This window comes from Streptomyces sp. NPDC038135 (assembly GCF_055601245.1).
Genome location: NZ_JBVJXS010000007.1, coordinates 285,325 through 310,508, shown reverse-complemented (window position 1 = coordinate 310,508; position 25,184 = coordinate 285,325). Strand labels below are relative to the sequence as shown.

The window sequence follows — 25,184 nt, the reverse complement described above, 5'->3', positions numbered from 1 at the left end:
GCTCGTACCCGGAGGGTCAGAGCTTCTCGATCACGTAGTCCACGCACTTCGTCAGCGCCTCGACGTCCGCCGGGTCGATCGCCGGGAACATCGCGATACGCAGCTGGTTGCGGCCGAGCTTGCGGTACGGCTCGGTGTCCACGATGCCGTTGGCGCGCAGCACCTTGGCGACCGCGGCCGCGTCGATCTCGTCGGAGAAGTCGATCGTGCCGATGACCTGCGAGCGCTTGGCCGGGTCGGCGACGAACGGGGTGGCGTACTTGGACTCCTCCGCCCAGCCGTACAGGCGGGTCGAGGAGTCCTTGGTGCGGGCCGTGGACCAGTCCAGGCCGCCCTGGCCGTTGATCCACTCGAGCTGCTCGTTCAGCAGGAAGAGGGTGGCGAGGGCCGGGGTGTTGTACGTCTGGTTCTTGCGGGAGTTGTCGATCGCCGTCGGCAGGCTGAAGAACTCCGGGACGTGCCGGCCGGAGGCGTGGACGCGCTCGGCGCGCTCGATCGCGGCCGGGGAGAAGACGCCGATCCACAGGCCGCCGTCGGAGGCGAAGGACTTCTGCGGGGCGAAGTAGTAGACGTCCGTCTCGGCGACGTCGACCGGGAGGCCGCCCGCGCCGGAGGTGGCGTCCACCAGGACGAGCGCGCCCTCGTCGGCGCCGGCCACGCGCTTGATGGGCATGGCGACACCGGTGGAGGTCTCGTTGTGGGTGAACGCGTAGACGTCGACACCCGCCTCGGCGTGCGCCTCGGGGTGGGTGCCCGGGTCGGAGGCGACGACCGTGGGCTCGGCCAGCCAGGGGGCGAGCTTCGCGGCCTTGGCGAACTTCGAGGAGAACTCGCCGAAGTTGAGGTGCTGGGACTTGTTCTCGATCAGACCGTGGGTGGCGATGTCCCAGAAGGCGGTCGAGCCGCCGTTGCCGAGGACCACCTCGTAGCCCTCGGGCAGGGAGAACAGCTCGGAGATGCCCTCGCGTACCTTGCCGACCAGGTTCTTCACGGGCGCCTGGCGGTGGGAGGTACCCAGGAGGGACGTGCCAGTGGCGGCGAGGGCGTCCAGCGCCTCGGTCCGCACCTTGGAGGGGCCAGCGCCGAAGCGTCCGTCGGCGGGCTTGATGTCAGCGGGGATCTGGATGTCGGCCACGCTTCGGAGGGTATCCGCTGCGCGAAACGGGACGGAACCGTGTCCGTCCGATGAGACGAGTCCGCCGGGTCATGGACTTGTGCGGTCGTACGACTAATCGGGTCCGGCTGTGGAGAACTTCCGGTGACTGTGCGTGAGCGGATGCATCCTGGACGCATGACGGATCTCTCGGGTCTTGCGGCGGAGCTGCGCGGGGCCGTCCGGGGCGAGGTCGGCTTCGACACCACGTCCCGGGCGCTCGTGACGATGGACGCGTCCAACTACCGGCGGGTGCCGGCCGGGGTGGTGGCCCCGCGGGACGCGGCCGACGTCGCGGCCGTGCTGGAGGTGTGCCGGGCGCGCGGGGTGCCGGTGGTGGCGCGCGGCGGGGGCACCTCCATCGCGGGGCAGGCGACCGGCACGGGCGTGGTCCTGGACTTCACCCGGCACATGAACGGGCTGCTGGAGCTGGACCCGGGCACGCGCACCGCCGTGGTCCAGCCCGGGCTCGTCCTCGACCGCCTGCAGGAGGCCGCCGCACCGCACGGACTGAGGTTCGGCCCCGACCCCTCCACGCACAGCCGGTGCACGCTCGGCGGGATGATCGGCAACAACTCGTGCGGCTCCCACTCGGTCGCCTGGGGCACCACCGCGGACAGCGTGCGCGAACTGTCCGTCGTCACCGCGCGCGGTCGGCGGCTGCGGCTCGGGCGGGACTGGGCCGGGGCGCCGGAGGGGCTGCGCGACCTGGTGGCGGGCGACCTGGCCCGGCTGCGCACCGGCTTCCCCGAACTGCCCCGCCGTATCTCCGGGTACGCGCTGGACGCCCTGCTGCCCGAGAAGGGCGCCGACGTAGCCCGCTCCTTCTGCGGCTCCGAAGGCACCCTCGGCATCCTGACCGAGGCGGTCGTACGGCTGGTGGAGACTCCGCGCGCGCGTGCGCTGGCGGTGCTGGGATACGGCGACGAGAGCGCGGCCGCCGAGGCCGCGGCGGGGCTGCTCCCGTTCGGGCCGCTGACGGTGGAGGGCATGGCGGCCGACCTCGTCCCGGAGCCCGCCGGCCTGCCGGGAGGGCACGCCTGGCTGTTCGTGGAGACCGGCGGCGGGACGGCGGCCGAGGCCCGCGCGCGTGCGGAGGAGATCGCCCGCGCGGCCGACGTCGTCGACTCCCTCGTGGTCACAGCACCCGCGGCGCAGCGGGCCCTGTGGCGCGTCCGCGAGGACGCGAGCGGTACGGCCACCCGGACGCCGGACGGGAGGGAGGCCTGGCCCGGCTGGGAGGACTGCGCGGTGCCGCCGGAGCGGCTCGGCGCCTATCTGCGGGACTTCCGCGCCCTGCTGTCCTCCCACGGCCTGCGCGGCACTCCGTACGGCCACTTCGGGGACGGCTGCATCCATGTCCGCATCGACTTCGACCTGCTCACCGAGCCGGGAGTGGCCCGCTTCCGGCGCTTCTCCGGTGACCTCGCCGACCTGGTGGTGGCCCACGGCGGCTCCCTGTCCGGGGAGCACGGCGACGGCCAGGCCCGCGCCGAGCTGCTGCCGCGGATGTACGGCGAGGAGACGGTGCGGCTCTTCGAGCGGGCCAAGGGGATCTGGGACCCGGACGACCTGCTCAATCCCGGGATGCTGGTCCGCCCGGACCCGCTGGACGCGAACCTCCGCTTCGCCGTGCTGCCCCGCCGCCCGGTCGACGTCGCCTTCGGCTACCCGGCCGACGACGGCGACTTCCGGGCCGCCGTCCGCCGCTGCGTCGGCGTCGCCAAGTGCCGTACGGCCACGGCGGCCGGACCCGACGTGATGTGCCCCTCGTTCCGGGCGACGGGCGAGGAGGAGCACTCCACCCGGGGCCGGGCCCGGCTGCTGCACGAGATGCTCGCGGGCGAACTGGTCACCGACGGCTGGCGCTCCACCGAGGTCCGGGACGCGCTGGACCTGTGCCTGTCCTGCAAGGGCTGCCGCTCGGACTGCCCCGTCGGCGTCGACATGGCCACCTACAAGGCGGAGTTCCTGCACCACCACTACCGGCACCGGCACCGGCGCCGGCCGGCCGCCCACTACAGCATGGGCGGGCTGCCGGTGTGGCTGCGCTGGGCGGCCCGGGCCGGCGCGGCGCGGCCGCTCAACCGGCTCGCCTCGCTGCGGCTGCCGGCCCGGATCGGCAAGCGGCTGGCCGGAATCGCCCCGGAGCGGGACATCCCCCGGCTGGCGCCGCTGACGTTCAGCCGCTGGTGGCGGCGGCGCGAGCGGCGGAGCACCGGAGAGCCGGTCGTGCTGTGGCCCGACACCTTCACCGAGCACCTCTCGCCCTCGGTCGGCCGGGCGGCCGTGCGGGTGCTGGAGGCGGCCGGGCTCAGGGTGGAGCTGCCACCGTCCCGACCGGCCGGCGGCGGGGTCTGCTGCGGCCTGACCTACATCTCCACCGGCCGCCTCGACCGGGCGCGCACCGTGCTGCGCCGCACCCTGGACCTGATGGAACCGGTGCTGCGCAGGGGCCTCCCCGTCGTCGTCCTGGAACCGAGCTGCGCCGCGGCCCTGCGCGCCGACCTGCCGGAACTCCTGCCGGACGACCCGCGCGCGGCCGGGCTGTCGTCGGCGGTCCTCACCTTCGCCGAGACCCTGCGCCGGCACGCCCCCGGCTGGGCCCCGCCCGCCGTCGGCCGCCCGGTCGCCGGGCAGACCCACTGCCATCAGCACGCGGTCCTCGGCGACGGCGCCGACCGCGCGCTGCGCGAGTCCGCGGGCCTGACCGGCGAGCTGAGCGGCGGCTGCTGCGGCCTCGCGGGCAACTTCGGCTTCGAGAAGGGCCACTTCGAGGTCTCCCGCGCCTGCGCGGAGGACCAGCTCCTGCCGTCGGTGCGCGCGGCGCCCGAGGGGACGCTGATCCTCGCGGACGGCTTCTCCTGCCGCACCCAGCTCGAGCAACTGGCCGGGGTACGGGGACGGCACCTGGCGGAGGTACTGGCGGAGGCGCTGGACGGAGCGGAAGCGCCGGACGGGCTGGACGGGTCGGAGGCGTCGAACGGGTTGGGCGGGTCGGAGGCGTTGAAGGGGCTGGACGGGTCGGACGGGCTGGTGGGTCCGGGCGGGTCGGACGGGCTGGACGGTCCGGGCGGCGGGACGGGAGCGGCGAAGTGACCGCGGAAGACGGAGGCCGAGAAGTGAGCGCGGAAGACGGGGGCCGAGAGGTGACTGCGGAAGACAGGGCCGAGGAGTGAGCGCGGAAGACGGAGGCGGAGAGGTGACCGGGGAGGCGGAACAGGGCCGGGTGGCGGTCCTGTCCGACATCCATGGCGTCCTCCCCGCCCTGGAGGCCGTGCTCGCCGAGCCCGAGGTGGCCGCCGCCGACCGGATCGTCCTCACCGACGGACACCGAGGTGCTGGCGGCCTGGGGGCCGAAGGACGGGCGGGGTGTCGGTATGTGAACGGGCGGCGTCCAGCATGCGGAACAGTTGCATACCGGGTTCACACTCCTGACGGAGTCCACTACCCTGGACTTGGAAGTACATCGAGATGGACATGATCCGAGTCCTGACTCCCATCCCTGATCCCAGCCAGCCACAGGACCGCCCGTGAGCACCTCAAGCCGCACCGCCCCCTCGACGCAGCACGTGCCGGCTACCTCCGGAGGCGGGCCGCGCCGTTTCGGTTCGTTCGGCTCGCTCGGGCCGGTCGGTCTGGTGCTGGCCGGCGGCATCTCGGTGCAGTTCGGTGCGGCGGTCGCGGTGACCCTGATGCCTAGGGCCGGCGCGCTCGGCGTCGTCACCCTGCGGCTCTTCGCGGCGGCCGTCGTCCTGCTGGTGGTCTGCCGGCCCCGGCTGCGCGGCCACTCGCGCACCGACTGGGGCACCGTGATCGCCTTCGGGATCGCCATGGGCGGGATGAACGGCCTCTTCTACGAGGCGGTCGCCCGCATCCCGCTGGGCCCCGCGGTCACCCTGGAGGTCCTCGGCCCGCTGACGCTGTCCGTGCTGGCGTCCCGCCGCGCGATCAACGCGCTGTGGGCGGCGCTCGCCCTGGCGGGCGTCTTCCTTCTGGGCGGCGGGGGCTTCAGCGATCTGGACCCCGTAGGCGTGGCCTTCGCCCTGGGCGCGGGCGCCATGTGGGCCGCCTACATCATCTTCAGTGCCCGCACCGGCCGCCGCTTCCCGCAGGCGGACGGGCTGGCGCTGGCGATGGCGGTGGCCGCGCTGCTGTTCCTCCCTCTCGGCATCGCCGAGGCCGGCAGCCGCCTGCTGAACCCCACCACCCTCGCCCTCGGCTCGGCGGTGGCGCTGCTCTCCTCGGTGCTGCCCTACACCCTGGAACTCCTGGCGCTGCGCCGCCTGCCCGCCCACACCTTCGCCATCCTCATGAGCCTGGAGCCGGCCATCGCGGCCACGGCGGGCTTCCTGATCCTCGGCCAGGCGCTCTCCGCCACGGAGGCCGCCGCCATCGCCCTGGTGATCGCGGCGACCATCGGCGCGGTCAGGTCCCAGGTCGGGCGCGGCAAGCTCCCGACCCCGGCCCCCGAGGCCTGACCGTCGTCCGGGCCGCGTACCCGGAGTTCGGAGGCCTGACCGTCGTCCGGGCCGCGCGCCCGGAGTTCGGAGGCCTGACCGTCGTCCGGGCCGCGTACCCGAAGTCCGAAGGCCTGACCGCCGCCCGGGCTGCGTGCCCGGCTCCCGAAGCCTGACCGTCGTCCGGGCCGCGCGCTCGAAGTCCGGAGGCGTGACCGTCGCACGGGCTCCGTGCCCGGCTCCCGAGGCCTGACCGTCGTCCGGGCCGCGCGCCCGGAGTTCGGAGGCCTGACCGCCGTCCGGCCGGTGCGCCCGGTGTTCAGCCGGCCGGTTTCTCCCACACCGACACGTGCTGCCGGCTGTCGCTCGTGAAGGGCTCCCGCGTCCACCCGTCCCACCGCGAGCGCAGCCGCAGCCCCGCGAGCCGGGCCATCAGGTCCAGCTCGGCGGGCCACACGTAGCGGAACGGAACCGAGGAGTACGTCGCCCGTCCGTCCGCCGTCCGCACGTGGTGCGAGCTGACCGACTGCGTCGCCACGTCGTACAGGTCGAAGCCCAGCCGCCCCTCCTCCACCCGGAACGGCACCGCGTTCTGTCCCGGCGGCAGCCGGCGCAGGTCCGGCACCATGACCTCGACGACGAAACAGCCGCCGGGCTCCAGATGACCGGCCGCGTTGCGGAAGCAGTCCACCTGGGCGTCCTGCGAGGTGAGGTTCATGATCGTGTTGAAGACCAGGTAGGCGACCCGGAAGGCGCCGTCCACCCTGGTCGTCGCGAAGTCTCCGACCGTCACCCCGACCGCGTCACCGCCCGGCTTGGCCCGCAGCCGGTCCACCATCGCCCGTGACAGGTCGACGCCGTGCACCTCGACCCCGCGCCGCACGAGCGGCAGCGCCAGGCGCCCGGTCCCGACCCCCAGCTCCAGCGCCCGCCCGTCACCGGCCAGCTCCGCCAGCACGCCGACCGCCGGAGCGACGACCCCGTCCGCGAACATCTCCGCCACCGACTCGTCGTACGAAGCCGCGACGGACTCCCCGAAGTAACCGTCCTCATCGACCATGCCGCGACGGTAGGCCCGGAGCGCGGGGCGCCGCGCGGCCTTTTTCCGGCGGCTCCGCGTCACGGCCCGACGGATTCCCGACCCCGGCCAGAAAAGAATGCAAGCACGCTTGATTGTTTCTGGCCCCGCTGCCATGCTCCCCCTCATGGCCGACCCGACGCCCGTCATCGACGACCTGCGTGCCGAGAACGACGAACTCGACCTTCTGGTCGCGGACTTGAGACCGGAGGAGTGGGCCCGGCCCACTCCGGCGCCCGGCTGGACCGTCGCCCACCAGATCGCGCACCTCGCCTGGACCGACCGCTCGGCCCTGCTGGCCGTCATCGACGCCGGGGCCTTCCAGGCACTGGTCGAGAAGGCGCTGGCCGCCCCCGACTCGTTCGTGGACGAGGGCGCGGAGGACGGCGCGCGGCTGCCGTCCGCCGAGCTGCTGGCGGGGTGGCGTGCCGGACGGGACGACCTGCGGCGGGCCCTGCGCGACGCACCGGCCGGCAGCCGGTTCCCCTGGTACGGGCCGCCCATGTCGGCCGCCTCCATGGCCACCGCCCGCCTCATGGAGACCTGGGCCCACGGGCTGGACATCGCCGACGCCCTCGGTGTGGAACGCCCGCCCACCGACCGGCTGAGGCATGTGGCAAGGCTCGGGGTGCGGACCCGCGACTTCGCCCACGCCGTCCACGGACTCACCCCGCCCGCCGAGGAGTTCCGCGTCGAACTCCGGGCCCCCTCCGGCGACCTCTGGACCTACGGGCCGCAGGACGCCGCCCAGCGGGTCACCGGGCCCGCGCTGGACTTCTGCCTGCTGGTCACCCAGCGGGCCCACCGCGCCGACCTCGCCCTGCGCGCCGAGGGCCCGGACGCCGACCGCTGGCTCGGCATCGCCCAGGCCTTCGCGGGCCCGCCCGGCGCCGGCCGCCCGCCGCGGGAGGGAACGCGGTGAACCCGCTGCGCATCGGCAACTTCTCCGGCTTCTACGGCGACCGCTTCGACGCGCTGCGCGAGATGCTCACCGGCGGCGAGGTCGACGTCCTCACGGGTGACTACCTCGCCGAACTCACCATGCTCATCCTCGGCCGCGACCGCCTGAAGGACCCGGCCGCCGGGTACGCCCGCACCTTCCTGCGCCAACTGGAGGACTGCCTCGGCCTCGCCCAGGAGCGCGGGGTGCGGATCGTCACCAACGCCGGCGGCCTGAACCCGGCCGGACTGGCGGAGAAGGTCCGGGAGTTGAGCGAGCGGCTCGGCCTGCCGGTGCGGGTCGCCCATGTCGAGGGCGACGATCTCGCCGCCGCCCACCCCGGCGCCCTCGCCGCCCACGCCTACCTGGGCGGCTTCGGGATCGCCGAGTGTCTGCGGGCCGGCGCGGACGTGGTCGTCACCGGGCGGGTGACGGACGCGGCCCTGGTCACCGGGCCCGCAGCCGCCCACTTCGGCTGGCGGCCGGGGGAGTACGACCGGCTCGCCGGCGCCGTCGTCGCCGGGCACGTGCTGGAGTGCGGGACGCAGGCCACCGGCGGCAACTACGCCTTCTTCGGGGAGGGCGACGTACGCCGTCCCGGCTTCCCGCTCGCCGAGATCCACGCCGACGGCAGCAGCGTCGTCACCAAGCACCCCGGCACCGGCGGCCTCGTCGACGTCGGCACGGTCACCGCCCAGCTGCTGTACGAGACGGCCGGCGGCCGGTACGCCGGGCCGGACGTCACCGCCCGGCTGGACACCGTGCGGCTGAGCCAGGACGGCCCGGACCGGGTGCGGATCGAGGGAGTGCGCGGGGAGGCTCCGCCGCCGACGCTCAAGGTCGGGCTCAACCGCCTCGGCGGCTTCCGCAACGAGGTCGTCTTCGTGCTCACCGGACTCGACGTCGAGGCCAAGGCCGCCCTCGTGCGCGAGCAGCTCACCGACGCGCTCGCCAAGTCGCCGCCGCGGGAGGTGCGCTGGGACCTCGTGCGCACCGACCGCGCCGACGCGGACACCGAGGAGACCGCGAGCGCCCTGCTGCGCCTGGTCGTCCGGGACCCGGACGAGCGGCTCGTGGGACGGGCCCTGAGTGGGGCCGCCGTGGAACTGGCGCTGGCCAGCTACCCCGGCTTCCATGTGCTCGCCCCACCGGGGAAGGGCGCCCCCTATGGAGTCTTCGAGGACGTGTACGTGCCCCATGGCGCCGTCGACCATGTGGCCGTCCTCCACGACGGCCGGCGTGTCCCGGTGGCACCGGCCGCGGACACGGCCGCGCTGGACGCCGTACCGGAACCCGCCCTGCCCGAGCCGCCGCCGCCCGGGCCGGTCCGCCGGGCGCCCCTCGGTCTGGTCGCCGGAGCCCGCAGCGGCGACAAGGGCGGAAACGCCAACGTGGGCGTGTGGGCGCGGTCGGACGAGGCCTGGCGGTGGCTCGCTCACGAACTGACCGCCGACCGGTTCCGTGAGCTGATCCCCGAGAGCCGGGACCTGCCCGTCACCCGGCACGTGCTGCCCAACCTGCGCGCCCTCAACTTCATCGTCACCGGCATCCTCGGCGCCGGCGTCGCCGCCCAGGCCCGCTTCGACCCGCAGGCCAAGGCCCTCGGCGAATGGCTGCGCTCCCGCCACCTGGACATCCCGGAGGCCCTGCTGTGACCGTCCTGTCCTCCGCCCTCGACACCGGCGGCCCCGACTACCGGGCCAACCGCGAGGCCATGCTCGCCAAGCTCGCCGACCTGGACACCGAGCACGCCAAGGCCCTCGCGGGCGGCGGCGAGAAGTACGTCCAGCGGCACCGCGAGCGCGGCAAACTGCTCGCCCGCGAACGCATCGAACTGCTCCTCGACCCGGACACCCCGTTCCTCGAACTGTCCCCGCTCGCCGGCTGGGGCAGCGACTACACGGTGGGCGCCTCGCTGGTCACCGGCATCGGCGTGGTCGAGGGCGTGGAGTGCCTGATCACCGCGAACGACCCGACCGTGCGCGGCGGCGCCAGCAACCCCTGGAGCCTGCGGAAGGCACTGCGCGCCAACGACATCGCCCTCGCCAACCGGCTGCCCTGCATCAGCCTGGTGGAGTCCGGCGGCGCCGACCTGCCCTCCCAGAAGGAGATCTTCATCCCCGGCGGCGCCATCTTCCGGGACCTCACCAGGCTCTCGGCGGCCGGCATCCCGACCGTCGCCGTCGTCTTCGGCAACTCCACCGCCGGCGGCGCCTACGTCCCCGGCATGTCCGACCACGTGATCATGGTCAAGGAGCGCGCCAAGGTGTTCCTCGGCGGTCCGCCGCTGGTCAAGATGGCGACCGGCGAGGAGAGCGACGACGAGTCCCTCGGCGGCGCGGAGATGCACGCGCGCGTGTCGGGCCTCGCCGACCACTTCGCCGTCGACGAGCGGGACGCGCTCCGGCAGGCCCGCCGGGTCGTCGCCCGCCTCAACCACCGCAAGGCGCACCCCGATCCCCCCTTCGCGCAGCCGCCCAAGTACGACGGCGAGGAACTGCTGGGCATCGTCCCCGGCGACCTGAAGACCCCCTTCGACCCCCGCGAGGTCATCGCCCGGCTCGTCGACGGCTCCGACTTCGACGAGTTCAAGCCGCTGTACGGGACGAGCCTGACGACCGGCTGGGCCACACTGCACGGCTACCCGGTCGGCATCCTGGCCAACGCCCAGGGCGTCCTGTTCAGCGCCGAGTCGCAGAAGGCCGCCCAGTTCATCCAGCTCGCCAACCAGCGCGACATCCCGCTGCTCTTCCTGCACAACACCACGGGCTACATGGTCGGCAAGGAGTACGAGCAGGGCGGGATCATCAAGCACGGCGCCATGATGATCAACGCGGTCAGCAACAGCCGCGTCCCCCACCTGTCCGTCCTGATGGGCGCCTCCTACGGCGCCGGGCACTACGGCATGTGCGGCCGCGCCTACGACCCGCGCTTCCTGTTCGCCTGGCCCAGCGCCAAGTCCGCCGTCATGGGCCCGCAGCAGCTCGCGGGCGTGCTGTCCATCGTCGCCCGGCAGTCGGCCGCGGCGAAGGGCCGGCCGTACGACGACGAAGCGGACGCCGCCCTGCGCGCCATGGTGGAGCAGCAGATCGAGTCCGAGTCGCTGCCGATGTTCCTGTCCGGGCGGCTGTACGACGACGGCGTCATCGACCCGCGCGACACCCGCACCGTCCTCGGCCTGTGCCTGTCCGCCGTCCACACCGCGCCCTTCGAGGGCGCGCGCGGCGGCTTCGGCGTCTTCCGGATGTGAGGCTCATGATTTCGACCCTGCTGGCCGCCAACCGCGGCGAGATCGCCTGCCGGATCTTCCGCACCTGCGGTGAACTGGGCATCCGCACGGTCGCGGTGCACTCGGACGCGGACGCCGGCGCGCTGCACACGCGCGTGGCCGACACCGCCGTACGGCTCCCGGGCGCGACGCCCGCCGAGACCTACCTGCGCGGCGACCTGATCGTGAAGGCCGCCCTGGCGGCCGGCGCCGACGCCGTCCACCCCGGCTACGGCTTCCTCTCCGAGAACCCCGCGTTCGCCCGGGCCGTCCTCGACGCCGGACTCGTCTGGATCGGTCCGCCCCCGGAGGCGATCGAGGCGATGGCGTCCAAGACGCGCGCGAAGGAGCTGATGGGCATCGCGCCCCTCGGCGAGGTCACCGAGGCCGACCTGCCGGTGCTGGTGAAGGCCGCCGCGGGCGGCGGCGGGCGCGGGATGCGGATCGTGCGCCGCCTGGCGGACCTGCCGGACGCGCTGGAGGGCGCGCGCGCCGAGGCCGCGAGCGCCTTCGGCGACGGCGAGGTCTTCACCGAGCCCTACCTGGAACGCGGCCGCCACGTCGAGGTGCAGATCCTCGCCGACACCCACGGCACGGTGTGGACCCTCGGCACCCGCGACTGCTCCCTCCAGCGCCGCCACCAGAAGGTGGTCGAGGAGGCCCCGGCGCCCGGCCTGACCGCGGGGCTCCGGGAGGAGCTGGACACGCTCGCGGTACGCGCCGCGCGCGCGGTGTCCTACGTCGGCGCCGGCACCGTGGAGTTCCTGGTCGCCGACGGCCGGGCGCACTTCCTGGAGATGAACACCCGCCTCCAGGTGGAACACCCGGTCACCGAGGCGGTGTTCGGCGTCGACCTGGTGGCGGAGCAGATCCGGATCGCGGAGGGCCACCCCCTCGCGAGCGAGCCGCCGCGGGCGCACGGCCACGCCGTCGAGGTGCGCCTGTACGCCGAGGACCCGGCCCGCGACTGGGCCCCCCAGACCGGCACCCTGCACCGCCTCGACGTGCCCGCCGGCGTCCGCCTCGACACCGGCTACGCCGACGGCGACACCATCGGCGTCCACTACGACCCGATGCTCGCCAAGGTCGTCGCCCACGCCCCCACGCGCGCGGAGGCGGTCCGCAGGCTCGCCGGCGCGCTGGAACGCGCCGCGCTGCACGGCCCGGTGACCAACCGGGACCTGCTGGTGAACTCCCTGCGCCACCCCGAGTTCACCGCCGGCCGCATGGACACCGGCTTCTACGACCGCCACCTCGCCGCCCTCACCGCCCCGGCCCCCGACCCGCACGCCCCGCTCGCCGCCGCCCTCGCCGACGCCCACGGCCGCTCCCGCTTCGGCGGCTGGCGCAACGTGCCCTCGCAACCGCAGGCCAAGCGGTACGAGATGGCCGGCGAGGAGCACGAGGTCCACCACCGGCACACCCGGCAGGGCCCCACCGCCGACGGGGTCCGGGTGGTGCACACCGACGCCCGTCTCGTCGTACTGGAAGTGGACGGCGTCCAGCGCCGGTTCGAGGTGGCGCGGTACGGCACGGACCGGGTGTACGTGAACTCCACCGCGCTCACCGAACTGCCCCGCTTCCCCGACCCGGCGGCCCAGCTCGCCCCGGGCTCCCTGCTCGCCCCCATGCCGGGCACGGTCGTCCGCGTCGCCGACGGGCTGACCGAGGGAGCGACGGTGCGGGCCGGCCAGCCGCTGATCTGGCTGGAGGCGATGAAGATGCAGCACCAGATCTCGGCGCCCGTCACGGGCACGCTCACCGCCCTGCACGCCACCACGGGCCGGCAGGTGGAGCCAGGAACGCTGCTGGCGGTCGTACACGAACTCCGGGAGACACCATGAGCACCCTCATCGAGTCCGACGAGCACAAGGCCCTGCGCGCCGCGGTGGCCGCCCTCGGCAAGCGCTACGGCCGCGACTACATCGCCCGGACCCTCGCCGAGGGCCGCCACCCCACCGAACTGTGGGCGGAGGCCGGAAAGCTCGGCTACCTCGGCGTCAACCTCCCCGAGGAGCACGGCGGCGGGGGCGGCGGCATCACCGAACTCTCCATCGTCCTGGAGGAACTGGGCGCGGCCGGCTCCCCGCTCCTCATGCTCGTCGTCTCCCCGGCCATCTGCGGCACGGTGATCTCCCGCTTCGGCACGGAGGAGCAGAAGCGGACCTGGCTCCCCGGACTCGCCGACGGCACCCGCCTCATGGCCTTCGGCATCACCGAGCCCGACGCCGGCTCCAACTCCCACCGCATCACCACCACGGCCCGCAAGGACGGCGCCGACTGGCTCCTCACCGGCCGCAAGGTCTTCATCTCCGGCGTCGACATGGCCGACGCCGTGCTCATCGTCGGCCGTACCGAGGACGCCCGCACCGGCCGCCTCAAGCCCTGCCTGTTCATCGTCCCCCGGGACGCCGAGGGCTTCCAGCGGCGCCCGATCGACATGGAACTGAACGCCGCCGAGAAGCAGTTCGAACTCGTCCTGGACGACGTGCGGCTGCCGTCCGAGGCGCTCGTGGGCGACGAGGACGCCGGTCTGCTCCAGTTGTTCGCCGGGCTCAACCCCGAGCGCATCATGACCGCCGCGTTCGGCATCGGCATGGGCCGCTACGCGCTCGCCCGGGCGGTCGAGTACGCCCGCGAGCGCACCGTCTGGAAAGCCCCCATCGGCGCCCACCAGGCCATCGCGCACCCCCTCGCCCAGGCGCACATCGACCTGGAACTGGCCCGGCTCATGATGCAGAAGGCGGCCCACCTCTACGACGCGGGCGACGACATCGGCGCGGGCGAGGCCGCCAACATGGCCAAGTACGCGGCCGCCGAGGCCTGCGTGAGGGCCGTCGACCAGTCCGTGCACACCCTCGGCGGCAACGGCCTCACCCGCGAGTTCGGCCTCGCCTCACTGATAACGGCCTCGCGCGTGTCTCGTATCGCGCCGGTGAGCCGGGAGATGATTCTCAACTACGTCTCCCACCAGACGCTCGGCCTGCCCAAGTCGTACTAGGCCGCAGCGACGGCCGCTTGGAGGAACCGTGTTCCGCAGCGAGTACGCAGACGTCCCGCCCGTAGACCTTCCCATCCACGACGTCGTCCTGGGCCAGGCCGCCGGCTACGGCGACCACCCGGCCCTCATCGACGGCACGGACGGCACCACCCTCACGTACGAGCAAGTGGACCGGTTCCACCGGCGGATCGCCGCCGCCCTCGTGGACGCCGGCGTCCGCAAGGGCGACGTCCTCGCCCTGCACAGCCCCAACACGATCGCCTTCCCGACCGCCTTCTACGCGGCCACGCGCGCGGGCGCCTCCGTCACCACGGTGCACCCGCTCGCCACCCCCGAGGAGTTCGCCAAACAGCTGGCCGACTGCGCCGCCCGCTGGATCGTCACCATCTCCCCGCTGCTGGGCACCGCCCGCCGCGCCGCCGAACTCGCGGGCGGGGTGCGGGAGATATTCGTGTGCGACAGCGCACCCGGGCACCGCTCGCTCATCGACATGCTCGCCACCACCGCCCCCGAGCCCGAGATCGGCATCGACCCGGCCGAGGACATCGCCGCCCTGCCGTACTCCTCCGGCACCACCGGCGTCCCCAAGGGCGTGATGCTCACCCACCGGCAGATCGCCACCAACCTCGCCCAGCTCGAAGCCCCCGTCCCGGCCGGACCCGGCGACCGCATCCTCGCCGTGCTGCCGTTCTTCCACATCTACGGCCTCACCGCCCTGATGAACGCCCCCCTGCGCAAGGGCGCCACCGTCGTCGTCCTGCCCCGCTTCGACCTCGAGACCTTCCTCGCCGCCATCGAGACCCACCGCATCACCGGCCTGTACGTCGCCCCGCCGATCGTCCTCGCCCTCGCCAAACACCCGGCGGTCGCCCGCTACGACCTCAGCTCCCTCAAGCACGTCATCAGCGCCGCCGCCCCCCTCGACGCACGCCTCGCCGCCGCCTGCGCCGAACGCCTCGGCCTGCCCCCGATCGGCCAGGCCTACGGCATGACCGAACTGTCGCCCGGCACCCACGTCGTCCCGCTCGACGCCCTGCACCACGCGCCCGCCGGCACCGTCGGCCGCCTCATCGCCGGCACCGAGATGCGCATCGTCTCCCTCGACGACCCCGGCAAGGACCTCGGCACCGGCGAACCCGGCGAGATCCTCATCCGCGGCCCGCAGGTCATGAAGGGCTACCTCGGCCGCCCCGACGCCACCGCCGCCATGATCGATCCCGACGGCTGGCTGCACACCGGCGACGTCGGGCACGTCGACGACGACGGCTGGCTCTTCGTCGTCGACCGGGTGAAGGAACTCATCAAGTACAAGGGCTTCCAGGTGGCCCCGGCCGAACTGGAGGCCCTGCTGCTCACCCACCCCGGCATCGCCGACGCCGCCGTCATCGGCGCACACGACGACGACGGCAACGAGATCCCGCACGCCTTCGTCGTCCGCCAGCCCGCCGCCGGGGACCTCGCCGAGAACGAGGTCATGCTGCACGTCGCCGAACGCGTCGCCCCCTACAAACGCGTCCGCCGCGTCACCTTCATCGACACCGTGCCCCGCGCCGCCTCCGGGAAGATCCTCCGCCGACAGCTCCGGGAGCACCCTTGAGCACCCTCGTCTCACGTACACGCGCGCGTGCCGTCGAAACCCTCAGCCTCGACGCCACCGCCACCCGCAACGCACTGTCCGCCGCCCTCGTCGACGCCCTCTCCGGCGCGCTCGCCGACTGCGCCGAGGACCCCGGCGTACGCGCCGTCGTCCTCACCCACACCGGCACCACCTTCTGCGCCGGGGCCGACCTGCGCGACCCACCGCATCCGGAGGCGCTGGTCGGCCTGCTGCGGCAGATCGTGGAGCTGCCCATACCCGTGCTCGCCCGAGTCACCGGACACGTCCGGGCCGGCGGCCTCGGCCTGCTCGCCGCCTGCGACATCACCGCCGCCGCCACCACCGCCACCTTCGCCTTCACCGAGGTCCGCATCGGCGTCGCCCCGGCGGTGATCTCCCTGCCCGTCATGCCGCGCGCCGACCCGCGCGCCCTGGCCCGCTACTACCTCACCGGCGAACGCTTCGACCCCGCCGAAGCCGTACGGCTCGGCCTGCTCACCGCGACCGCCGACGACGTCGACGAAGTCCTCGCCCCCGTCCTCGACGGCCTGCGCCGCTCCTCGCCCCAGGCCCTGGCCGAGACGAAACGGCTGCTCACGGCTAGGGTGCTGGAGACCTTCGACCGGGAGGCGGCCGCCCTGACCGCGCTCTCGGCCCGGCTGTTCTCCTCGCCCGAGGCCAGGGAGGGGATGACGGCCTTCCTGGAAAGACGGGATGCGGCATGGGTGGTGTGAGTACGGCGGAACGCGACCGCGTACCCAAACAGGACCGCAGCCGGGCCACCCGGCAGCGGCTCCTGGAGGCCGCCGTGGCCTGCCTCGCCGAACACGGCTGGGCGGGCTCCACGGTCGCCGCCGTCGCCGAACGCGCCGGCGTCTCCCGGGGCGCCGCCCAGCACCACTTCCCCACCCGCGAGGACCTGTTCACGGCCGCCGTCGAGTACGTCGCCGAGGAGCGCTCCACCGCCCTGCGCGAACTCTTCCCCGACGGTGCCGCCGACCGGCGCGCCGTCGTCTCCGCCGTCGTCGGCCTCTATACCGGCCCCCTCTTCCGGGCCGCCCTGCACCTGTGGGTCGCCGCCAGCGACGAGGAACAGCTCCGCGCGCGCGTCACCGAACTCGAGGCCCGCGTCGGCCGCGAGTCCCACCGCATCGCCGTCGAACTCCTCGGCGCCGACGAGTCCCGCCCCGGTGTCCGCGAAACCGTCCAGGGCCTGCTCGACATGGCCCGCGGACTCGGCCTCGCCAACCTCCTCACCGACGACACCGCCCGCCGCGAGCGCGTGGTCGCCCAGTGGGCGGCGCTCGTGGAGACGGCCCTGGACTGAGCCGCTGTCAGTGGCCGAGGCTAAGGTTCCGCCATGGGCGACCACTTCCAGATCCTCGTCGACCTCGACGCGACGCCCGAGGAGGCGCCGCGGTTGGCCCGGTCGCTGACCGACTGGCTGGTCGCCGAGGGCATCGTGCGGGCCGAGCGCACCGACTGCGTGCTCGGACAGCCGCTCGGGCACCCGCCCGGCCCGGACTGGCACCGGGCCGTCGCCCCGGCCGACGCGGACGACGAGCCGTACGACGGCCTGGCCGTGCACACCGGGCGCACCGTCTTCACCGGCGGCCAGGGAGACGCCGGATGGGCCCGCTGCCCCCGCTGCGCCGGCACCGTCCGCCTCCACACCGACGCGGGGGACCACATCGACGAGGCATGGGAGCCCTTCGGCCGGGCCATCGACCTCTGGGCCACCACGGGCGCCGCCGACGTCCGCTGCCCCGCCTGCGCCGCCACCGTGCCCGTCGCCGACTGGACCTGGGGCGACGACTACTACGCCCTCGGCCACCTCGGCCTCGAGTTCTGGAACTGGCCCCCGTTCACCGACGACTTCCGCGCCCGGCTGGCCGGGCGACTGGACGGCCACCGCACGGTCCACATCCAGGGCAAGCTCTGACCCCGCCCGCCGTGGCCCCGGCGCAGTGAGCCCGGCCACAGGCGCATCACGCGAACCGCAGTACGCTTTCCCCCATGCTTCCGATGCTCGTCCGACGCCGCCACGTGGACTACGTGCGCGTCACGAGCATGGGCTGTCGGCGCCTCTCCGCCTGACCCAGCCCCCTCCTCGCTCTTCTCCCTTTTCCGGCACCCGGGGGCCGCCCACACCCCTCGGCGGCCGCCCGCGCCCCGTAGACCCAGCGGACGCACCCATGACGACGCACACCGCGACGAACCCGTCGTACGCCCAGCTCCCCATCATCGACCTCTCGGCCGCCGACCGCGGCCCCCGGGCCCGCGCCCTGCTCCACGCCCAGCTGCACAGCGCCGCCCACGACGTCGGCTTCTTCCAGCTCGTCGGGCACGGCGTGACCCAGGCCGAGACCGACGCGCTGCTCACCGCCATGCGCGCCTTCTTCGACCTCCCCGAGGCCGACCGGCTCGCCCTCGACAACGTCGGCTCCCCGCACTTCCGCGGCTACACCCGCACCGGCGACGAACGCACCGCCGGCGCCCGCGACTGGCGCGACCAGCTCGACATAGGCGCCGAACGCCCCGCCCGCGTTCCCGGCCCCGGCGAACCGCCCTACTGGTGGCTGCAGGGCCCCAACCAGTGGCCGGCCGCCCTCCCCGCACTGCGTACCGCCGCCCTCGCCTGGATCGACCGGCTGAGCGCCGTCGCCCAGCGCCTGCTGCGCGAACTCCTGACCGCCATCGGCGCCCCCGCCGGCTTCTACGACCCCGTCTTCGGCGCGCACGCCCACCCGCACCTCAAACTCGTCCGCTACCCCGGCAGCGCGGGCGACGGCGCCGACCAGGGCGTCGGCGCCCACAAGGACTACGGCTTCCTCACCCTGCTCCTGCAGGACACCGTCGGCGGCCTCCAGGTGCAGCGCGCGGACGGCCGCTTCCACGACGTGCCGCCTATCGAGGGCGCCTTCGTCGTCAACCTCGGCGAACTCCTCGAGGTCGCGACCAACGGCTACCTGCTCGCCACCAACCACCGCGTGGTCAGCCCGCCCGGAGCGACGGAACGCTTCTCCGTCCCGTTCTTCTACAACCCCCGCCTGGACGCCCGGATCGAGCCGCTGCCCTTCCCGCACGCCGGCACGGCCCCCGGCATCACCACCGACCCGGCCAACCCGCTGTACGCCGAGTACGGCTACAACGAACTCAAGGGCAAGCTCAGGGCCCACCCGCTGGCGGCCCAGCGGCACCACGGGGACCTGCTGGCACCGGCGTGACCCCGTGCCGAAAGAGGGGCGCGGGCGGCCCGCCCGCGCCCCCCAGCGGCACGCTCAGTGGGCGATGTCCGCGTACCCCTCGATGTCCCGCGGGCTGCGCGGCCCCGGCCCCACGTACTTCGCCGACGGCCGCACCAGGCGCCCCGTCCGCTTCTGCTCCAGGATGTGCGCCGACCACCCGGCCGTCCGCGCACACGTGAACATCGACGTGAACATGTGCGCCGGAACCTGCGCGAAGTCCAGCATGATCGCCGCCCAGAACTCCACGTTGGTCGCCAGCACCCGGTCCGGCCGCCGGTTGTGCAGCTCCTCCAGCGCGGCCTTCTCCAGCGCTTCGGCGATCTCGAACCTCGGCGCCCCCAGCTCCCGCGCGGTACGCCGCAGCACCCGCGCCCGCGGGTCCTCCGCCCGGTACACCCGGTGCCCGAAGCCCATCAGGCGCTCGCCGCGGTCCAGGGCCTGCTTGACGTACGCCTCCGCGTCCCCGGTGCGCTCGATCTCCTCGATCATCCCGAGCACCCGCGAGGGCGCACCGCCGTGCAGCGGACCGGACATCGCACCGACCGCACCCGACAGCGCGGCCGCGACGTCCGCGCCCGTGGAGGCGATGACCCGGGCGGTGAAGGTGGACGCGTTCATGCCGTGCTCGGCGGCCGAGGTCCAGTAGGCGTCCACGGCGGCCACGTGCTTCGGGTCCGGCTCGCCCCGCCAGCGGATCATGAACCGCTCGACCACCGAACCCGCCTTGTCGATCTCCCGCTGCGGCACCATCGGCAGCCCCTGCCCGCGCGCCGACTGGGCGACGTACGACAGCGCCATCACCGCGGCCCGCGCCAGGTCGGCCCGCGCCTGCTCCACGTCGATGTCCAGCAGCGGTTTCAGACCCCAGACGGGGGCCAGCATGGCGAGCGCCGACTGCACGTCCACCCGGATGTCACCGGAGTGCACCGGGATCGGGAACGGCTCGGCCGGCGGCAGGCCGGGGTTGAAGGCGCCGTCGACCAGCAGACCCCACACGTTCCCGAAGGAGACGTGCCCGACCAGGTCCTCGATGTCGACGCCCCGATACCGCAGGGCACCGCCTTCCTTGTCGGGTTCGGCGATCTCCGTCTCGAACGCGACGACCCCTTCGAGTCCGGGTACGAAATCGGACATCAGGCGGCTCCTAATGAATGTCGGCGGCGGTCACACCGGTGATGCCCCGATCGGCCGGTGGTCACCCAAACCGCGGCGGAAGCAGCACCATAACCCCGAGTGCCACAGTTGGGGAGCCCACGCGACACTGAGTGCCATGCGCGTTCGATACGGCAGGATGACCGCGTGACCGACCGCGAACCCAGCCCCGACCCGCTGCTGGACCCCGCCGCCATGCGCAAGCAGTACCGGGCCGCGGGCCTCGACGAGAAGGACCTGCCGGCACACCCGATGGACCAGTTCGCCGGCTGGTTCGAGGACGCAGCACGGGCGGCCCTGCACGGCACGCTCTACGAACCCAACGCGATGGTCGTGTCCACCGCGGACGCGGCGGGCCGGCCCAGTTCCCGCACGGTCCTGATGAAGCAGTTCGACTCCGACGGCTTCGTCTTCTACACGAACTACGGCTCCCGCAAGGCCCGCGAACTCGCCGCCGGCCCGTACGTGTCGCTGCTCTTCCCCTGGCACCCGATCGCCCGCCAGGTCATCGTCACCGGCGTCGCCCGCCGCACCGGCCGGGAGGAGACCGCCGCCTACTTCCGCACCCGCCCGCGCGGCTCCCGGCTGGGCGCCTGGGCCAGCGCCCAGTCCTCCGTGATCGCGTCCCGCGCCGAACTGGAAGCGGCCTACGCCGAACTGGACGCGCGTTACCCGGAGGACGAGGAGATCCCGGTCCCGCCGCACTGGGGCGGCTTCCGCATCGCCCCGGAGACGGTCGAGTTCTGGCAGGGCCGCGAGAACCGCCTCCACGACCGCCTGCGCTACACCTGCCGCCCCGACGGCTCCTGGACCCTGCAACGCCTGAGCCCCTGACCCCACACGCAGACGACCCGCGAGCTCGGTTCCACCACCGGAAGGCGGCGAAGCCGGCCGGACGTACCGGCGAGCTCGCGGGTCGGGTGACTGCTTGGGATTGGGCCGGCTGCACGCGTCTGTCACGCGCTGGTCCGGCACCGCACTGGATGTGGTGGCGGACCGCTAGCCCGCAGCCACCTCACGCGTCCGGTTCTCATACATCTGCCGAACCACCTCCCTTCTCGTGTAACCCACACCCTAAGAAGCGCTTCGCGGATGCTCAAGGGATTTATCGAGGACCCCGGCCGCCCGGCGGCCCAATGCGGTGGACGGGCCGCGAGGGGTGCCCCTAGCTTGCCGGGCATGGGTGACCTTCGGATCCGGGCCGTGGACGGCGACGGCATGCTCGAGCAGTGGCGGTACGTGCACAACGTGGTGGTGCCGCCCGCTGCCATGTCCCTCGCGGGGGCGCGGACGCGGGTGGGGCGGTACCGGCTGGTGAACGCCTATCTCGGGGAGGAGCTGGTCGGGTGCTCCACCGTTCGGCCGCCGACCGGGGAGGAGCGGGTGGCGACCGTGATCGCACGGGTGCTGCCCGGGTTCCGGCGGCGCGGGTTCGGGTCGGTGATCTACGAGGACGGGCTGGCGCACGCGCGCGGGCTGGGGGCGGAGACCGTCGAGACGTGTGTGCTGGCGGTGAACGAGGACGGGCTGCGGTTCGCCGGGCGGCACGGGTTCGTGGAGGTCGACCGGTACGTGCTCGACGGGGAGCGCGACGAGTGGGTCGACCTGCGGCTCATGGCGTCGGCCGGGCAATGATTGCGGCAATCTTGCGGGAACAGGATGTGGGCTGCGTCACGTTCGAGTTGAATGAAGGCCAGTGAGCGAACCGAGCGCCGTGCGTGCGCGGACGCAGCGTCCAGGGGGTCCAGGTGAGTGCTTCCCGGCGGAGTGGGACCACCGACGAGCTGGGGCCCGACGAGCCCGAGCGGGGCGGCCCGCACGGGCCGGCCGGCGCCGACTGCCCTGACGAGCCCGGCGGTTCCGATCTGCTCGCCGCGCTGCTGGACGGCATGGACGCGGCCCTGTGCGCGTTCGACGCCGACGGGGTGGTGACGCACTGGAACCGCGAGGCGGAGCGCATCCTGGGCTGGACGGTCGGCGAGGCGGTCGGGCGGCACGGGTTCGCCGGCTGGGCGGTGCGCAGCGCGGACGCCGAGGAGGTCCAGGAGCGCCTGATGTCCGCCATGCACGCGCCGGGCCGGCAGGTGCACGAGTTCGCGCTGGTCACCAAGGACGGCGGGCGGGTGCTCGTGCGCACGCAGTCCGCCGCCGTGCGCGGACCGGACGGGAAGCCGGCGGGGGTGTACTGCGCCTTCAGCGAGGTGCACGCGCAGATCGACCTGGAGCGGTCGATCGCGCTGAGCGAGGCGCTGTTCGAGGACGCGTCCTGGGGCGTGGTCCTCGTGGACGCCGATCTGCGGCCGGCCGTCGTCAACGGGCACGCGGCGCGGGCTCTGGGCATCGGGCGGACGTCGGCACTGGGGCGGCCCCTGGGCGAGCTGCTCGCCCAGGGGGTGGAGGAGCTGGAGAGCGCCCTCACCCATGTGCTGGCCGAGGGCGCGCCGCCCGCGCCCGCCGAGATGTGGGTGGCGGTGCGCGGGCCCGAGGGCGAGCGGCGGCGCTGCTGGCGCAGCGGGTTCGTGCGGCTGGCCTCGCCGCTCGCGGAGGAACCGGTGCCGCTCGGGGTGGGCTGGCTCTTCCTGGACGTCACGGAGGCCAAGCAGGGCGAGCAGGAGGCGTCCCTGCTGCGCTTCCGTTCCAATCAGCTCCACCGGGCCGCCCGGGCGGCCGCGGAGTGCGAGGACCCGGCGGAGGCGGCCACCGTCCATCTGGACTTCGCGCTCGCCGGTTTCGCCGACCACGCGCTGCTCGACCGCCTGGCGGGGGCCCCGCGCGCGGAGGGCGACGACTCGTCTCCGGTACGGCTGGTGCGGCTGGCCGCGTCCCCCGCGGGGGCGCCGGGACCGAGCCTGGTCACGGGCGCGGCCGGGCTGCCGCTGCGCTACGAGGCGGGGCACCCGGTGCTGCAGTGCGTCGAGCGGGCCGGCACCGTGCGCGCGGACGCGGGGTCGGTGCCGGCCGAGCGGGCGCGGGACTGGGCGCTGGCCCGGCAGTGGCCCGAGGACGCGGTGCACGCACTGTGCGCCGTGCTGCGCAGCCGGGGCCGGACGCTGGGCGTGGTCACGTTCCTGCGCGGGGCCGCCCGGAACCGCTTCGAGCGTTCGGACGCGGCGTACGCGGAGGACGTGGCGGCGCGGGTGGGGGCGGCGCTGGATCTCGCGGACGCGGCGCGGGCGCCCCGGGCCGGGGAGTAGGGCCTGGCCGGCGGCCGTGGTGTCAGCGCCGGTGGCCCCGATGCAAGTGCTGGTAGCCCCGGTGTCAGCACCGGTGGCCCCCGTGCCGGTGTCAGTGCCGGTGGCCCTCGTGCCGGTGTCAGTGCCGGTGGCCCCGATGCCAGTGCCGAGAGCCCCGGTGTCAGCGCCGGTGGCCCCGGCGTCAGTGCCGGTAGAAGATGCGGTCGCCGTACTCCGTCATGACCCGGGCGTTCCAGTCGTGGCCGCCGTCGACGTTGCCGGAGCGCAGCAGCGGGGGTTCGATGCCGCGGTCGGCGAGGGCTGCCGCGGCGGTGGCGACGACGGCCTGCATCAGGGCGGTGGTGACCACGGTCGAGGCCGGGGCGAAGGGCGCCGGGATGGTGTCGAGGGTGAGTTCCGCGTCGCCGACCGAGATCTTCGAGTCGAGGACGACGTCGCAGTGGTCCTTCAGGAAGGTGCCGGAGGAGTGCCGGGAGGTGGTCTCGGCGGCGTAGGCGACCGAGGTGACGCCGATGACCTTCACGCCGCGGGCGCGGGCGCCGGTGGCCATCTCCACGGGCAGGGCGTTGCGGCCGGAGAGGGAGATGATCACGAGGGCGTCGCCGGCGCGGAGCGGGGAGGTGTCCAGGACGGCGCTCGCGAGTCCGTCGACGCGTTCCAGGGCGGAGCCGAGGGTGGCCGGGGTGACGTCGACGCCGACGACTCCGGGGACGGTGAGCAGGTTCATGAGCGCGAGGCCGCCGGCCCGGTAGACGACGTCCTGGGCGGCCAGCGAGGAGTGGCCGGCGCCGAAGGCGAACAGGCGGCCGCCGGAGGCCACGGTGTCGGCGAGCAGGGTGGCGGCGGCGCTGATCGCCCCGGCCTCCTCCTCGCGGACCCGTTGCAGCAGGCCGATGGCGGCGTCGAAGAACAGGTCGGCGGGTGTGCCGTCGCTCATGCGGTGCCCCTTCGCAGCGTCTGTGTCGCGGATCACCGTGCGGTCTGGACCAGTGCGGTGTCAATACGGCGGGCGGCCGCGGGGGCGCGGGTGTGCGCCGGGCGCCGGAGGCGGTCGCGCGCGTGGGTCGTTCGTTCGCTCGGTGCGGCACGGTTGTCGGTGGTATCCGGCAGAATTGAAGTCAGGGCCAGCGCACGCGCCGGGCAGGTTCCGGCAGAGGTAATCGAGGGGCACGTATGTCCGGACTGATCGACACCACGGAGATGTATCTCCGCACCATCCTCGAGCTCGAAGAGGAAGGCGTAGTCCCCATGCGCGCCCGCATCGCGGAGCGGCTGGACCAGAGCGGGCCGACGGTGAGCCAGACCGTGGCCCGCATGGAGCGCGACGGTCTGGTGTCGGTGGCCAGCGACCGCCATCTGGAGCTCACGGACGAGGGGCGCCGGCTGGCCACGCGTGTGATGCGCAAGCACCGGCTCGCGGAGTGTCTGCTGGTCGACGTGATCGGCCTGGAGTGGGAGCAGGTGCACGCGGAGGCGTGCCGCTGGGAGCACGTGATGAGCGAGGCCGTGGAGCGCCGGGTGCTGGAGCTGCTGCGCCACCCCACCGAGTCGCCGTACGGCAACCCGATCCCGGGCCTGGAGGAGCTGGGCGAGAAGGACGGGGCGGACCCGTTCCTGGACGAGGGCATGGTGTCGCTGGCCGATCTGGACGCGGGGACGGACGGCAAGACGGTCGTGGTCCGGCGGATCGGGGAGCCGATCCAGACGGACGCGCAGCTCATGTACACGTTGCGCCGTGCGGGTGTGCAGCCCGGCTCGGTGGTGAGCGTGACGGAGTCGGCGGGCGGGGTGCTCGTCGGCAGCGGTGGTGAGGCGGCCGAGCTGGAGGCGGACGTCGCCTCGCACGTGTTCGTCGCCAAGCGCTGACACGGGAGGGCCCCGGCGCCTGTCGGCGCCGGGGCCTGTCCTCCCCTGTTGCTGACCCGGAGCCCCGAGCTCTCAGGGTCATTCCCCTCGGACCGCTTTTCCCCGAGTGGTCCGCCTCCCGCCAGAAAGATCCCCTCGGCGGCGGCGATCATTCCTCGGGGGGCGTCACTCGAATGAGGGGTGTTGGTAGCAGAGGCAGTATTTTCGAAAAGGCATTCGATAGTCTG

The 25,184-nt window shown here is 73.7% G+C and carries 20 protein-coding genes; 16 read left to right on the top strand and 4 right to left on the bottom strand.

Annotated elements, in window-relative coordinates:
- Positions 1-16: 16 nt before the first annotated feature.
- On the bottom strand, positions 17-1,135 hold the full coding sequence (gene serC / locus ACZ7JA_RS21725) for a phosphoserine transaminase (protein ID WP_351665870.1): 1,119 nt from the start codon (positions 1,133-1,135) through the stop codon (positions 17-19).
- Positions 1,136-1,291: 156 nt separating this feature from the next.
- Between serC and ACZ7JA_RS21720 the strand changes: the two genes are divergently transcribed.
- A complete protein-coding gene (locus ACZ7JA_RS21720) occupies positions 1,292-4,252 on the top strand; it encodes an FAD-binding and (Fe-S)-binding domain-containing protein (protein ID WP_470809818.1) in 2,961 nt (986 codons plus the stop codon).
- Positions 4,253-4,686: 434 nt separating this feature from the next.
- Positions 4,687-5,634: an EamA family transporter gene (locus ACZ7JA_RS21715; protein WP_403682067.1), complete on the top strand. Its 948-nt coding sequence runs from the start codon at positions 4,687-4,689 to the stop codon at positions 5,632-5,634.
- A gap of 298 nt (positions 5,635-5,932) precedes the next feature.
- On the opposite strand, the gene ACZ7JA_RS21710 is transcribed toward ACZ7JA_RS21715, so the two are convergent.
- Positions 5,933-6,673, bottom strand: coding sequence for a class I SAM-dependent DNA methyltransferase (locus tag ACZ7JA_RS21710; RefSeq protein WP_470809816.1), 741 nt, complete (start codon positions 6,671-6,673; stop codon positions 5,933-5,935).
- A 145-nt stretch (positions 6,674-6,818) separates the two neighbouring features.
- On the opposite strand from ACZ7JA_RS21710, the gene ACZ7JA_RS21705 reads away from it, so the two are divergent.
- The 10 genes from ACZ7JA_RS21705 (at position 6,819) to ACZ7JA_RS21660 (ending at position 18,724) form a co-directional block, all read left to right on the top strand.
- Positions 6,819-7,613 carry a TIGR03084 family metal-binding protein gene (locus tag ACZ7JA_RS21705; protein WP_470809814.1) on the top strand — a complete coding sequence of 265 codons (795 nt, stop codon included), beginning with the start codon at positions 6,819-6,821 and terminating at the stop codon, positions 7,611-7,613.
- Complete coding sequence (locus ACZ7JA_RS21700) at positions 7,610-9,286, top strand: acyclic terpene utilization AtuA family protein (protein ID WP_470809812.1); 1,677 nt, start codon at positions 7,610-7,612, stop codon at positions 9,284-9,286. Before ACZ7JA_RS21705 ends, ACZ7JA_RS21700 begins: the two co-directional genes overlap by 4 nt.
- Positions 9,283-10,881, top strand: a complete 1,599-nt coding sequence (locus ACZ7JA_RS21695) for an acyl-CoA carboxylase subunit beta (RefSeq protein ID WP_393436000.1) — start codon at positions 9,283-9,285, stop codon at positions 10,879-10,881. The genes ACZ7JA_RS21700 and ACZ7JA_RS21695 overlap by 4 nt, the downstream gene beginning before the upstream one ends.
- A gap of 5 nt (positions 10,882-10,886) precedes the next feature.
- Positions 10,887-12,743 carry an acetyl/propionyl/methylcrotonyl-CoA carboxylase subunit alpha gene (locus tag ACZ7JA_RS21690; protein ID WP_470809809.1) on the top strand — a complete coding sequence of 619 codons (1,857 nt, stop codon included), beginning with the start codon at positions 10,887-10,889 and terminating at the stop codon, positions 12,741-12,743.
- Positions 12,740-13,900, top strand: coding sequence for an acyl-CoA dehydrogenase family protein (locus ACZ7JA_RS21685; protein ID WP_389450095.1), 1,161 nt, complete (start codon positions 12,740-12,742; stop codon positions 13,898-13,900). The genes ACZ7JA_RS21690 and ACZ7JA_RS21685 overlap by 4 nt, the downstream gene beginning before the upstream one ends.
- Before the next feature lie 28 nt (positions 13,901-13,928).
- Positions 13,929-15,497 (top strand): 4-coumarate--CoA ligase family protein, encoded by a 1,569-nt coding sequence (locus ACZ7JA_RS21680; RefSeq protein ID WP_470809807.1) that lies wholly within the window; start codon positions 13,929-13,931, stop codon positions 15,495-15,497.
- The gene (locus ACZ7JA_RS21675) at positions 15,494-16,231 is read left to right on the top strand and encodes an enoyl-CoA hydratase family protein (RefSeq protein WP_450743369.1); all 738 of its coding nucleotides are present in this window, start codon (positions 15,494-15,496) and stop codon (positions 16,229-16,231) included. The genes ACZ7JA_RS21680 and ACZ7JA_RS21675 overlap by 4 nt, the downstream gene beginning before the upstream one ends.
- Positions 16,219-16,824 (top strand): TetR/AcrR family transcriptional regulator, encoded by a 606-nt coding sequence (locus ACZ7JA_RS21670; protein WP_470809805.1) that lies wholly within the window; start codon positions 16,219-16,221, stop codon positions 16,822-16,824. Before ACZ7JA_RS21675 ends, ACZ7JA_RS21670 begins: the two co-directional genes overlap by 13 nt.
- Before the next feature lie 33 nt (positions 16,825-16,857).
- The gene (locus tag ACZ7JA_RS21665) at positions 16,858-17,439 is read left to right on the top strand and encodes a hypothetical protein (protein ID WP_450743371.1); all 582 of its coding nucleotides are present in this window, start codon (positions 16,858-16,860) and stop codon (positions 17,437-17,439) included.
- A 253-nt stretch (positions 17,440-17,692) separates the two neighbouring features.
- Positions 17,693-18,724 carry an isopenicillin N synthase family dioxygenase gene (locus tag ACZ7JA_RS21660; RefSeq protein ID WP_351665846.1) on the top strand — a complete coding sequence of 344 codons (1,032 nt, stop codon included), beginning with the start codon at positions 17,693-17,695 and terminating at the stop codon, positions 18,722-18,724.
- 54 nt (positions 18,725-18,778) lie between these two features.
- Here ACZ7JA_RS21660 and ACZ7JA_RS21655 read toward each other — a convergent pair whose 3' ends face one another.
- Entirely contained in the window at positions 18,779-19,879 is a 1,101-nt protein-coding gene (locus ACZ7JA_RS21655; protein ID WP_351665844.1) for a citrate synthase 2, read from the bottom strand.
- Positions 19,880-20,044: 165 nt separating this feature from the next.
- Between ACZ7JA_RS21655 and pdxH the strand changes: the two genes are divergently transcribed.
- The 3 genes from pdxH (at position 20,045) to ACZ7JA_RS21640 (ending at position 23,091) form a co-directional block, all read left to right on the top strand.
- Positions 20,045-20,731, top strand: coding sequence for a pyridoxamine 5'-phosphate oxidase (gene pdxH, locus ACZ7JA_RS21650; protein ID WP_351665842.1), 687 nt, complete (start codon positions 20,045-20,047; stop codon positions 20,729-20,731).
- 345 nt (positions 20,732-21,076) lie between these two features.
- Complete coding sequence (locus ACZ7JA_RS21645; RefSeq protein ID WP_351665841.1) at positions 21,077-21,532, top strand: GNAT family N-acetyltransferase; 456 nt, start codon at positions 21,077-21,079, stop codon at positions 21,530-21,532.
- 113 nt (positions 21,533-21,645) lie between these two features.
- On the top strand, positions 21,646-23,091 hold the full coding sequence (locus ACZ7JA_RS21640) for a PAS domain-containing protein (RefSeq protein ID WP_351665839.1): 1,446 nt from the start codon (positions 21,646-21,648) through the stop codon (positions 23,089-23,091).
- A gap of 181 nt (positions 23,092-23,272) precedes the next feature.
- Here the strand turns inward: ACZ7JA_RS21640 and ACZ7JA_RS21635 are convergent, their stop codons facing one another.
- Positions 23,273-24,028 (bottom strand): SIS domain-containing protein, encoded by a 756-nt coding sequence (locus tag ACZ7JA_RS21635; RefSeq protein ID WP_389303224.1) that lies wholly within the window; start codon positions 24,026-24,028, stop codon positions 23,273-23,275.
- A gap of 236 nt (positions 24,029-24,264) precedes the next feature.
- Between ACZ7JA_RS21635 and ACZ7JA_RS21630 the strand changes: the two genes are divergently transcribed.
- A complete protein-coding gene (locus ACZ7JA_RS21630) occupies positions 24,265-24,957 on the top strand; it encodes a metal-dependent transcriptional regulator (RefSeq protein WP_020940714.1) in 693 nt (230 codons plus the stop codon).
- Positions 24,958-25,184 lie beyond the last annotated feature (227 nt).